Consider the following 13,102-nt stretch of genomic DNA (forward strand, 5'->3'; position numbering starts at 1 on the left):
TTGTCAGAAAGACAATATATGTTCCTCAAGTGTAAAACGCGTATAGCTGTGCCGCGATGATTCGTCTTTACTATTCCAATCGCCTCGAGAATCTGATCGCACCCCTGGCCAACGCCGTAGCCGCGCATCAGAGGCGCGAGCCGCTCGAGCCGGTCTCGATTGTCGTACCCAATCGCGTCGTCGAACAATTCGTCCGGTATCGGCTGGCCGAATCGATCGGCGTCGCGGCGAATCTGGAATTCCCGTTCCTGCGGAATTATCTGGCCGAACTTCTCCAATCGACGGATAAGAACCTGAAGATCCTGGACGCCGATGAGCTCCAACTGATCCTGTTCGAGTGCCTTCGAAGTTCGAGCCATCGCGACGACCTCGACTTGAAGCCGGCGCGCGACTACATCCAGGCGGGATCCAAAACTGACGCCGATGTCGAGCTCAGAACGATCCTGCTTGCCGCACAGTTGGCGCGGCTGTTTCGCGAGTATTCGATTTCGAGGCGGCGCATGATCGAGAAATGGCGCACTGCCCGGCGATCTGACGTTGATGCGATGGGCGAGACTGAGCGATGGCAGCGGCATTTGTGGCAGTCGGTATTCGATTCGCACGGCCGCGTGCGCGAGCAATGGTTGTTGGAGCGCGAGACTCGATTGATGATGTTGCCCGATGCATTCGAGGCGGGCGATGGCGGGCGCCTCAAATCTGCCCTGCCGGCGACGCTTCACGTGTTCGGTTCCTCGTACGCGGGGAATGCTTATGCGGAAATTTTCGCGAGACTCGGCGCGCTCGGCGATATTCGGATCTACGCGCTCAATCCGTGCCGCGAGTTTTGGGACGATGTGGACAGTCCCCGTCGCGGCGCGCTCACCTTGTGGGCTCATCGTCAAGACAAAGTCGGAGAACAACTCGCTGAATCCGAAGACCCGTTCGCGTTGAATGAATCGTCCGACCCGCCTGCTCTGAGGCTCTGGGGGCGGCCGGGCCGTGAATACGTTCGGCTGCTCAACGAGCTGTCTCAATGCGATTTCGCGCCGCTCTTCTCCGATCCGGTTTCTCGCGAACCACCGACGCTGCTCGAAGCTCTTCAGCAAAGCATCCTCGATCGAGAACCGCAGCCCCCGGACGTCGAGGATGGAGACGGCAAGCCATACGAAGCGCGAATCCGGTTTCTTGCCTGCCCGGGAATTAGACGCGAGGCCGAAATCGTCGCCAACGAGATCTGGCCGATCGTTCGCGACAACGAGAAGCTTGCCGCCAGCGGCAGCGCCGAGCGCATTCGGTTTCACGAAATCGCAGTGCTGATTCCTGACGCGGCGGTTGACGACTATATACCCCACATCGAGAGCGTTTTTCGAAAGCAGCACCGAATTCCAATCGATCTCGTCAGCCGCAGCATCGCTGGCGCGAGCCGCGTCGCCGAGGCCGTCGAGTTGCTTCTCAATCTGCCGCGCGGCCGCTTTTCGCGCGCGGAAATGATCCGGCTGCTGACGCATCCCGCGTTGAACAGCGAAAGCGAAACCCGAATCGACGTCGAGATGTGGCCTCGATGGAGCGAGGCGCTGGGCATTTTCTTCGGCGCCGACGATGCCGAATTGGAAGAAACGTACATTCCGCACGGCCTCTATCACTGGGATCAGGCGATCAAACGCCTCGCGCTGGGCGCCATGATGACCGGTCAGCGCGGCGGGATTCCCGCATTTTACGAGACCGGAGCAACAGCCCCCGGCTACCTGCCCTTTGAAGTTGCGCAGGATGAACTCGAGACGGCGGCGCGGTTCATGCGCAGGGCACGCTCGCTCATCGCCGATGCGCTCTCGATGCGCAATGCGCGGCTCACGCCCCGGCAATGGTCGCGAATGCTCATCGAATTTTTGAACACATACCTCCGCCCGGCGACCGCGCTCGATGAACGGGTTAGGGATAGTTTCCTCGAGGCGATCGAGTCTATCGGCGACTCAGAACTGAACATTGGTCCAATGTCGTACGAATCGGCGCGCGAGATGATCGCAACGCGAATCACCGATCTCGAATCGCGTCGCGGGCAATTTTCGGGGCGGGGTGTTGCGGTTGGATCGCTTTCCTCGCTGCGGTCGATCCCGTTCAAAGTCATCTTTGCGCTCGGGCTGAACGAAGCTGTCTTTCCTGAGCGCGACCGTCGCGACCCGCTTGATTTGCGGATGCTCAAGCGCGGCGCGGGCGACGTCACTCCGGCTGAGCGGGACCGTTATCTATTCCTCGAGACGATCCTGGCCGCGCGCGAGCGGATTTTTTTCTCCTACATTGCTCGCGATGCGAAAACCGGCGACGCCCTCGAACCCTCGTCCGTCATTCGCGAACTGCAATACATGCTGCGGGGATTCATCGATGAAAAGACGCTCGCGAAGCTGACGGTGAAACATCCGGTCAGCCGTTATGATTTGAAATATTTTCCTGAATTCGCCGATCGCGCAACTCCGGACAGCGATCACGAATTCGCGAGCTTCGATCCTGACGCGCGCCGCGGCGCACGGATGCTCGCGCTCCGGCAAAAACTCGATGCCCCTGCAACGCATCGAGCAAAGCCGCACCGTGAGCGTTTGCTGGATCGTCTCGGCGGGAAGTTGCGCGAGCGCGTGCAGGAGGATTTGCAATTCGCCGAATTCGAAACAGCGCCTGCCGCGGCACGCCACGCGCCGATGGAGGAGCTCGCGCTTCCGATAGCCGCGATTCGAAAATATCTCGAATGTCCTTTGCAGGGCGCCGCGCGTTATTCGCTCGGAATGCTGGAGGACGAAGATGCGCCTGAGCAGGCGGAAGACGAGCCGCTCCAGCAGTCGCGGCTCGATCGTACTGTGATGCTGCGCGATGTCTTCTGGCGCGCTCGCGCCAAGCTCAAGGTTCTCGACGAAGAGTACGCGCGCCAGGTTCGGATTGCGCAGGCCAATGGGCACGCACCCGCGGGACAATTTGCGCAGGCCGCTGCAACGGCTGACGCTGCGGCGCTTCGTCAATGGATCGCGCGGGCTTCCCAGGCCGGCGTAACCGATTTCGACGGATGGAAGGACATCCGGATCGGACGCGCCGACGAATTCGCCGACGTCGGCGAGATTCTTGCTCCAATCGCACTGAATGCCAGCGTCCGCCGCCACGACGGAACGATAGTGACGCAGCGCGTGAGTCTCTACGGCACGATTCGGGGCGCGTCGCCGCAGGCAGGCGCAGCGATCAACTGCGTGCTTCATAAGAACGTCAGGCCAAAAGATTTTCTCCCGGCGTTTCTAAACGCAATTGTCCTTGCCGCCAGCGGAGCGAAACTGCCCGAAAGATTTCGCGCGATCGTGATCGGAACACAGTCAACGAAGCAGAACGAATGGATTCGCGAGTTCCGGCCGATGGACCGGGATTCGGCGCTCGGCTTCCTGAACACGGTCGTCGGCGATCTGCTTTCGACGGGCAATGACTACTTTCTGCCGATCGAAGCGGTTGAAGAAGTCGTCAAGGAATCGCGCGAGCCCCCGAATCGTCGCGACTTGGTCGAAGCTGTCGAGCGCATCCGCTTCAATGAGTTCTCGAAGAGCAGTTCCGAATACGGACCAGTGCGAAACGCGACCCGTTTCGATCCGCCGGACGAAGAAGAGATCGAGAAAATCGTCGCGCGCCGCTTCGACTCGATAATCGGGATATTCAAATGAGCGCGACCGCATCTCCGGCAAACATCGAATATTATCGGCCCGCGATCCTCGATGAAATTCTCGACGGCGGGCACAAGGTTATCGACGCGTGCGCCGGTACCGGCAAGACGTTTACGATTGAGCATATCGTCGTTGACCTTCTCCTCACCGGCCCCGTTCTCCTCGATCAGATCCTGGTCGTGACGTTTACCGAAAAGGCGACGGCCGAGCTGCGCTCGCGAATCCGCGCGACGATCGAAGCCGTCCTGTCCGGGCATAGTGCGGACGCCACGCATACGTCGCAGCGCAAGCGCTTGGGTGACGACGAACGGCAAAGACTGACGACCGCGTTGTTTTCGTTTCATCATTCGCCCATCCACACGATTCACAGCTTTTGCCGTCGAATGCTCACGGAGCTCGCTTTTGACAGCGGAGTGCGTTTTGGAATTGACCTCACCAGCGGCCGTCTCGAGTTCCACGAGGCCCTGCGCGCTGTATTGCGCGAGCGGCTGAAGTCGGATGATCGCGTCGCGCGGCTCATTGACGAGTGGCTCTCGGATGAGAAACGCACTTCAGATGAACTCGAGGAACTGCTCTGGCAGGCTCACTCTCAACGCTACTTGCGAACGGCGGGGCGCGAACTCAATCAACAGGCGTTGACCGATTTGGAGAACGCGTTCGATGCAAACACGTTGGTGGACGCCTTCCGCGTCGCGGCGATCACAGATGATGCCCGGCACGATGCGATCGCCGCGACGCGTGAACTCGAGCTGCTCGTCAATCGTGCCGATGGATCGACCGCGATTCTGGCCGAAGGCTTGTGCGGCTTCGATCTCGATCGCATCTGCCGTCCCAGAAGCGCACGTCGCACGCGAACCGAAACGCGGCCGATTTTCCCCGACGAGATGCCCGACCGCGTGCGCACGATCGTCAACGCGGGGGATCGGGTTCAGGCAGCGCTGGCTATCGAGCAACGCGTGGTTGACGAACTGCTGCCCGCTATCGCTGCGCGAATGGACGCGCGAAAACGCGAGCGCGGGACACTGGACTACGAGGACATGCTGGCGTGGCTTGCAGACGCACTCGACGGTCCTCGCGGCAAATCGCTCGCGGCGACCCTGCGCGAGCGCTATCGGGTGACGCTGATCGACGAATTCCAGGACACGGACGAACTTCAGTGGAAGATCTTCCGACAGGTGTTCATCGAAGGCGGCGCCGGCAACACCGTCTTCGTAATCGGGGATCCCAAGCAGGCGATTTACGGATTCCGCGGCGCCGACGTGCACGCTTACCTGGAAGCGCGCGAGCAACTCTCCAAATCAGGAGCCACGGTTGTTCGCTTGCGCGAAAATTTCCGTTCGACCGGCGACATGATCGAGGCGTGCAACCTGATGTTCGATCAGAATGCTGCGGCGCCATTGTTCACCGGTGAGATCGCCTATACCCATCCGGTCAAATGCGGGCGTCCCGCTCTGCGAGCCGTCGCGGCGAACGGCCAGCCGATCGCACCCGTGACGCTCATGAAGTTCCAGCCGCGTAACGATCGATACAAGTCTTCGCGGCCGATGCGCGAAGCGATAGGGCCGCGAATCGCGCAAGCGATACGGCGAATTATTGCGGAACCGGATCACGCGATAGAAATTTGTGGCGACGGGCAGGCGCCGCGCAAGATTACAGCCAAAGACGTTTACGTCCTTACTCGGACCAACCGCGACAGCGCGGAAATTGGCAAGTATCTGCGCCACGCGGGAGTCCCGTTTGCCTTTTACAAGCAGGACGGGCTGTTCCAGACCTGCGAGGCCGCCGACATTCTCGACCTGCTCAGAGGAATTGACGAACCCGGCCGCCGCTCGAACCGCCTCAAGGCGTGGGCTTCGCCCTTCTTCGCGGTTGAATACGGGGACCTGGCGCGGCTTGACGACGAGCGCAACTCGCACCCGATGCTCGAAAGACTGTTCGAATGGCGCGCACTTGCCGAGGCCGGGCGTTTCGCCGACTTGTTCGACGCCTTGCTCCATCAAAGCGGACTGGTCGAACGTGAATTGCTGTTGTCAGACGACCGTCGCGAACTCACCAACTACGAACACATCTTCGAGATTCTAACTCAGCAAGCATCGCGGCACGGAATCTCGCTCGCGGAAATAATCGAACTTCTCGACGCCTACATCACGGGGCGCGCGGCGCCGGCGGGCGACGATCCGGATGTGCAACGTTCCGAAGACGATCGCGACGCCGTGCAAATCATGACGATTCACAAAAGCAAAGGACTCGAAGCCGGCGTCGTAGCTCTCTACGGAGGATTTTTCGCAAACAACCGGCGCGATTGGGTCAGCATCTACCACGACGGAAAGCAACGGCGCCTTGCGATTGGCAAACCGGCGCGGGACGTTGAAAGGACGGCGCTCAAGAAAGAGCAGGACGAGGAGGATCAGCGGTTGCTCTACGTCGCGCTGACACGCGCGCGCGCCAAGCTGATACTGCCCTACGTCCCGGACGGAACGCTGAATCGAGACCTGTCGGGCTCCTATGCGCAACTGAACAATCGGCTGCGCACCCTCGATCGCGAAGCTCGATTGGAGACGCTCTTCACGACGGAAACTGTGGTCGCTCCAGCGTCAATCGATTCACAAAGTGAAAAAGAGGACGACGAAACGGCGCCTGACGAGAATGCCTTGTGTGACTGGCTCGCATCCGCGTCCGACACCGGCGGCCTTGACCGCGAATTCGCCGAGCTGGGCGTTGGGCATCGCGGCTTGATGATCGAATCTTACACCTCGCTTCAGACGGCGCGCGAAACTGGGGTGGCCACCGCTTTCGATCCCGATGAATTCAAAACCAGCGTCGATGCCATCGATGCGCGTGCCGACAACCTCGATTTGCCCGGCGGCCGCCACGTCGGCATTTTCCTGCATGAGGCGATCGAGAAGCTCGATTTCAAATCCTTTGGCGATGCCCCGGATATGGAATCCTGGATGGCGCGGGATGACGTGCGCGAGTTGTTCGCGAGCGCCATGCGCCGCCACGGCGTGAATGATCCGCGATGGCTGGCCCGCGGACGCGAGATGGTTTTCAACGCGCTCACCTCGCCGGTCGCGCTGGGCGAAACGGTACTCGAGCGCGCACTGTACCGGCTGCCCGCCGTCCGCGAAATGGAATTCGCGTATCCAATTCCCGAGAAACATCACTCGTTGCTCGGCGACGGCCCGGACGGCGCGTGGATCGTCGGACGGGGCTACATAAAGGGTTTTATCGACTTGGTATTCCAGCGCGACAAGCTAATATACTTCGCCGACTGGAAGGGCGATCTTCTGCCATCGTATGAGCCTGCCGCAGTCGCACGGCACGTCGAACGCCACTATCGGTTGCAGGCGCGAATTTACTCAGTCGGTATCGTGCGCCTGCTCGCAATCCACAGCGAGCGCGACTACGACTCGAGGTTTGGCGGTCTTTTGTACGTCTTTCTTCGTGGCGTCTCGCAGGCCGGTGACGGAAAATCCGGATTTTACTTCGCAAGACCATCGTGGAATGAAATAGTCACTTATGAATCCGACCTATTGACTCGCGAACCCGGCTCCGAGCTCCGCGCTTGAAAGAGAAATACTCATTACTCGGAATGGATACCGCGTGGCGACGCTTCGATTCAGCCCGTGACGGCGGCCGTTCCGCGTTCAACGCTCGCATGCGCGCGCTCGAAGTCTCGGCGTCCGGGCTTAATCTTGCGCCTGAGTCGGTTCACTTGGCGGCCGAGCTCGCGGCCCTTGAACCGGTTCTGAAAGACGATGACCGAATCGCACTCATCGTGCTCATCCTCGTCTCGCTGGTAGCGCTTCAGGACGGAAGTACCCGCTTTCCGGTAGCTGGTCCGCTTTCGCGAGGGCCTATGCGGCGCGTGCTCGGTTCGCTCTGTGCCGATGGCTTTGGTGACGACGCCATCGCTACGATCGCTGCTTCGATCGAAGGCCTTATACAGTCCGACCGCGCATCAGCAGTAGTCGGTCGGCGGGAGGATGAATACAAACCCTTATTATATATCGCGCCTTACATAGTTCATCACCGCATTTATCACTACGAGTGTGAACTGGCTATTCGACTCGCTGCACTATTGACTACGGGTACGCAAGAAGAGGTGGACGCGGAAAACCTTAATCGCGCGCTTCAGGGTGTGATTGCTCGCCCCGTTATTGTGCAGGGCGAACAGATTGTGATGTCTGATGAACAGTGCAACGTCGTTGCCGCTTCGGCGCACGCCGGACTAACAGTTGTTTCAGGTGGCCCGGGCACCGGTAAGACTTCGATTATCGTCGCGATCATGCGTCTGATGGTGCGGCTCGGGGTCGACCCGTCCCAGATTGCCCTGGCGGCCCCAACGGGAAAAGCCGCCTATCGGATGGGCGAGTGCATCGGCGAGTCGCTGACGCGAATAGAACGGCTCGACAATGTAGATCAGGCACTCCTGGATGCGCATCTCGAGCCCGCGACGATTCATCGCATGCTCGGCTACTCGCCTGATTCCGGGCGCTTCCGCCATCATCGCAACAACCCGCTCTCCGCGAAGGTGGTGATCGTCGACGAAGGATCGATGCTTGATGTCACCTTGATGGAACGACTGACGAACGCGATTCAGCCTGGAGCGCGGCTGATCCTGCTCGGCGATGCGGATCAATTGCCGTCGGTCGCTGCGGGTTCCGTGTTTCGCGATCTCGTCCCGTCTGCCGGGGACGATACCGGTCCGCTCACCACGGCATCGATGCGGCTCGAAGTGAACCATCGGATGAACAGCGAAAGCAGCGCCGGCCGATGCATTTTGCTCGCGGCCCGGTCGATTAACGACGGCGATGCCCAGCTCCTGAATTCAATCGACGAATCGAATACTCCGATTGTGGCGCGGCGCTCATCACCGGATCAACTCACGTTCGCCGGCGTCGAATTTATTACAACCGCGTCGCGCGAACTCGGCCCGTTTCTGGATCGCTGGTACGCCGATCGAGTGCGCGGCGGCCCGGAAATGGAAGAATTGGTTGCGCATGAATACGTCGAACGCGATGGCCGTTTCGATGACGCCGACTGCGAGCGATTACGGTGCCTGTTCGCGCACGCCGGAAAATCACGCATCTTGTGCGTGACGCGCGTCTTCGAGACCGGCGCCGAGCGAATAAACGCGCGTCTTCATTCGCGCGCCGCCGAATCCGCGGGCGTCGCGGCAGAGCGCGCCCCATTGGTGGTTGGCGAGCCGCTAATCGTGCTGCGTAACGACTATGAACGCGGACTCTTCAACGGCGACAATGGAATCAGGCTGTGGGTCCGGCGCCGCAACGGCTCGCAAGTCCCGATGGCGATATTTCCGCGCGGCGACAACTTCGTCGCATTCCGATTCGAGGCGCTACGCGAATTCGTCGAGCTCAGCTACGCGATGACGGTGCACAAGGCGCAGGGCTCCGAGTTCGATTCCATCGCCATCGTTCTTCCCGAGAAACCCGTCGCTGTTTTGACCCGCGAGCTCATCTACACCGCCGTCAGCCGCAGCAGAACCTCGGTCGTCATCGTCGGCGACGAATCGACGCTCAACCACGCAATCGCCTCTCGCGTCGAGCGATTCTCGGGACTCGCCGATCGGATCAAACTGGCGCTCGCCGGTTAACTCTTCGGCGTGTGCGAGATCAGGAATTCTCTCGCGCGCTTCACCGTCGCGCCAATCACGTCAGGCGTCTTCCAGTTGTCGATAAGTTCGGAGTTCGGTGCGAGCGCGGCGATTTCCTTCGAGGTTTCCGCCGGATGATAGTCGTCGTTGCCGCAAAGAATCAGCATCGGCGTTTTGCACGAGCGCACAAATTCGCGCGAAACGTTGAACACGAAATCGCCGCCATACATCCGGTCGCGGAACTGCCGCAGCGCGGAGTCGTCAAGCTTTGGACGATGCGCCTTCAGCGCCTGCGCCCATCCGTCGAACATCGCGAAGAACATCTCGCGATTGCGCTGGCTGAGTCCGATTGGATTCTGCAGAATCGCGGCGCTGACCCGTAGCGGCGCGGCTTTGATCGTTCCGAGGCAGTACGACGATCCGATGCATCCGCCCATCACGTGGCATTGCTCGATCCCAAGATGATCGAGCAGTGCAATATGATCGCCCGTGTAAGTGTCCCATCCATCATCGCCGCTGATCGGCCCGGCCGACTTGCCGGCGTTGCGCTGGTCCATCGCGATCACGCGGAAGTTGGCCGCGAGTTCCTTGGTCGGATCGAACGGGCTCGTGGCCCAGAACTCGATACTCGAGCGCATCCCGCCGGGCGCGAATAGCAGAATCGGATACCCCGTGCCGTACTCCTCGTAGTATATTGATACATCGGCGCGCTTGAACGTTGGCATCTTCAGACTCCTTGCAAATGCTTGGAATGGATTCTCCACGCACGCGCGCTCGCCGACCCCGGCTTCTCAGCTATGCCACGGCTCGACCAGGATCTTCGCGTGCGTCTCCGGTGACGCGAGGTCCTCGAACGCCTTCGCTACTCCTTCCACGCCGACCTTGCCCGTGATCATCGGGTCGCCGTTGATCCGTCCTTCGGCGAGATGGCTCAGCGTCGCCGCGAACTCTTCGGGCGAATAGCCGAGCACGAACTGGATATTCAGCTCTTTGCTGATTCCTGTGAGCGGCTCGATCTGGTCGCGCTCCACGCATACTCCAACCACCACGATCCGCGCATTGCCCGGCGCCGCCAACATGATCGATTCGATCACGCCCGGCACCCCCACGCATTCGAAGATCACCGCGGGCCTGAGCGCCGGTCCCGGCATCCACGGCGGCAGCATCGGCGCCTTCGCGGGATCGCTGTACGTAGCCATCTGCCGCCAGCTCTCGTACGGTGACTTCTCTTTTGGATCGACGACGAGGTCTGCGCCCATCTGCCGCGCCAGCTCGCGCCGTCGCGGCGAAAAATCCGCCGCCACGATCGGATGCACGCCGCCGAGCTTGAGAGCCGCAATCACCGCAAGGCCCACCGGCCCGCATCCTATAACCAGCGGCGCGTCATCTCTGTCCAGCCGCGCTTTCTGCACCGCGTGATAGCCGACCGCCATCGGCTCCGTCATCGCCGCGCGCTCGGTGGAAAGCCCGTTGGGCACCTCGAGCAGCAGAAACTCCGTCAGCCGCATCAGTTCGCCGTATCCGCCCGGATATTCGTTCGAGTAGCCAACCGATTCGACGCCGGTCGCCTTGATCAGCACCGGCATCGCACACACGCGCGTCCCCGCCTTCAATCGCTTTTGCGTCTGCGGCCCGTAATCGACCACCTCCGCGCAGAACTCGTGACCCATCACGACGTCGCGAGTGAGATCCATCACGAACGGCGCTCCGGATTTTCGCGACGCCTCGACCAGCTTCTCGGCATGCTTGAGCGTGTGCAGATCGGACCCGCATATTCCGCACGCGAGCGTTTTAACCAGCGCCTCGCCCGCTCCAGGAGCCGGTGTGGGAATGTTATCGACGACGAGCTTTTTGCCTCGCATTACGGCAGCGCGCATTACTCTTCTCCTTCATCCTTTCCCGATCGAAATGATTTCAGTGCGGTTCCGGGCGGCGGTTTGAACGATCGGTCAAGCCCCCGCTCCGTTACTCTAGCAGGGTTGTTCCATCGCTCGTAAAGTCCCCGCTCCCGCGATTCTATTTCTGTTGCTTGTATTTGCACGGTGACTGTAACATCTCTCTCCGGGGATACAGCGATGGGCCGCAAGATTCTTTTCATTACCACCGATCAGCAGCGTTACGACGCGCTCGGATGCAACGGCGGCCGTATCGCGCGCACGCCGGTCGCCGACTCGCTCGCCGCCGCCGGAATCAATTATCGCCGCGCCTACAATCAGAACACCGTCTGCATGCCCGCGCGCTCGACCATGATCACCGGCCAGTACGTCCGCACTCACGGCGTGTTCTCCAACGGCGTCCCTCTTCCCTTGGACGCGCCCAGCGTCGCCGCGTGGCTTCACGACCGGGCTGGCTATCGCACCGCACTCATCGGCAAGGCGCACTTCGAGCCGATGTTCGATCCTGCCGGGCGATGGGCTGAGAACCGCATGGGCCGCGAACGCTCTCATGGACCGTATCGCGGATTCGATTGGATGGAACTTGCGATGCACGGGCCGATGGCCTTCTTCCACTACTCGATGTGGTTGCGCGAGAACTATCCCGCGGAGGTCGGCGGCTTCGTCACGATGTTGTCCGGCAGCCCCGGCGGCGACAGCGGCGCGCCCGAAGTCGCCTACAATCCGATTCCGCGCGAGCACTATCACACCGATTGGGTTGCCGACCGCACCATCGCCTATCTGCGCACGCTCTCGCCCGACGACGACTGGTTCGTGTGGATGAGTTTTCCCGATCCGCATCATCCATGGGATCCTCCGGCTTCCGAGGCGCGTCGAATCAACTGGCGCGATCTCGATCTCCCGCCCGGCCATCCCGGCTCGCGCGAGAAAATCGAAAAAATCCTTGCACAGAAGCCGCGCCATTGGCTCGATTGGTATCAGGGCCGCTTCCGCAACGAGGAGGGCGGCCCGTGGAACTTCGTGCCGTGCCAGATGACTCACGACCAGGTGCGCGAGATCAACGCGCTCGTCCACGTCAAGAATGAACTGATCGACCAGGCCTGCGGCCGCGTGCTCGCCGCCGTCGCCGCGCGCGGCTGGGAGGCTGACACCGACGTCTTTTTCACCACCGATCACGGCGAGCTGCAGGGCGACTTCGGCCTGATGTTCAAGGGCCCCTATCACGTGGACGCGCTGATGCGCGTGCCTCTCATCTGGCGTCCCGCACCGTCGGCAAAATTATCCGCCGCCGAAGTCTCCGAGCCCGTCGGACATCTCGATCTCGCGCCGACGTTTTGCGCCATCGCCGGCGCGCCAATCCCCGATTGGATGCAGGGTTCCGCTCTGCCCACCGCCGCCGGCTCGCCGCGCCAGCGCGCAATCACCGAGTGGGATAGCCAATTCGCGCAGCTCGGGATGCGTCTGCGGAGCATCTATCGCGACGGTTTCGTCTGCACCGTGTACGAGCCTTCGACCCGTGACATCGGCTTTGACCTCGTGCGCGCGTACCAGGCGCTTCGCATCGCAACTCCACTCCCCGACATCCGCTACGACGGTACCGAGGGCGAGCTTTACGATTTGCGCGAGGATCCCCTGCAATGGCGCAATCTCTGGAATGACGCCGGCCACGCCAGGCTCAAATCCGATCTCATCGCCGACCTCTACGGCCATCTTGCGCCCGAGCGGACTCCGCGGCTGACCGTCGACGCCCCCGCTTAACGATCCAACCCGTTCGCCGCATGCCGGGAGGGGATTCAACGCGCCCGCCAGTGCGCGGCTCTGGGAGCTGGCGTGGGTTCGACTCGCGTGGCAGGTGGACGTGCGCAGTCTCGTCGCGTACACAGTAGCCAAGGCTCGCGACGTTTCAGGCGGCGGAGCGGCAGCGC

General features: G+C 61.1%; 6 protein-coding genes. 4 read left to right on the top strand and 2 right to left on the bottom strand.

The features are described from left to right. Positions 1-56: 56 nt before the first annotated feature. The 3 genes from ABR989_RS13805 (at position 57) to recD (ending at position 9,282) form a co-directional block, all read left to right on the top strand. A complete protein-coding gene (locus ABR989_RS13805) occupies positions 57-3,665 on the top strand; it encodes an exodeoxyribonuclease V subunit gamma (protein WP_428129587.1) in 3,609 nt (1,202 codons plus the stop codon). Next, positions 3,662-7,234, top strand: coding sequence for a UvrD-helicase domain-containing protein (locus tag ABR989_RS13810; protein WP_428129589.1), 3,573 nt, complete (start codon positions 3,662-3,664; stop codon positions 7,232-7,234). Before ABR989_RS13805 ends, ABR989_RS13810 begins: the two co-directional genes overlap by 4 nt. An 89-nt stretch (positions 7,235-7,323) precedes the next feature. Further along, positions 7,324-9,282 carry an exodeoxyribonuclease V subunit alpha gene (recD, locus tag ABR989_RS13815; protein WP_428129705.1) on the top strand — a complete coding sequence of 653 codons (1,959 nt, stop codon included), beginning with the start codon at positions 7,324-7,326 and terminating at the stop codon, positions 9,280-9,282. Here the strand turns inward: recD and ABR989_RS13820 are convergent. Next, a complete protein-coding gene (locus ABR989_RS13820; RefSeq protein ID WP_428129592.1) occupies positions 9,279-10,007 on the bottom strand; it encodes an alpha/beta fold hydrolase in 729 nt (242 codons plus the stop codon). The genes recD and ABR989_RS13820 overlap by 4 nt on opposite strands. Before the next feature lie 66 nt (positions 10,008-10,073). Continuing rightward, complete coding sequence (locus ABR989_RS13825) at positions 10,074-11,159, bottom strand: zinc-binding dehydrogenase (protein ID WP_428129594.1); 1,086 nt, start codon at positions 11,157-11,159, stop codon at positions 10,074-10,076. Positions 11,160-11,357: 198 nt separating this feature from the next. On the opposite strand from ABR989_RS13825, the gene ABR989_RS13830 reads away from it, so the two are divergent. Beyond that, the gene (locus ABR989_RS13830; protein ID WP_428129597.1) at positions 11,358-12,935 is read left to right on the top strand and encodes a sulfatase family protein; all 1,578 of its coding nucleotides are present in this window, start codon (positions 11,358-11,360) and stop codon (positions 12,933-12,935) included. The last annotated feature ends 167 nt before the right edge of the window (positions 12,936-13,102 follow it).

Origin of the sequence: Binatus soli (SeqCode) (assembly GCF_050015535.1) — a bacterium.
GTDB lineage: Bacteria > Desulfobacterota > Binatia > Binatales > Binataceae > Binatus > Binatus soli.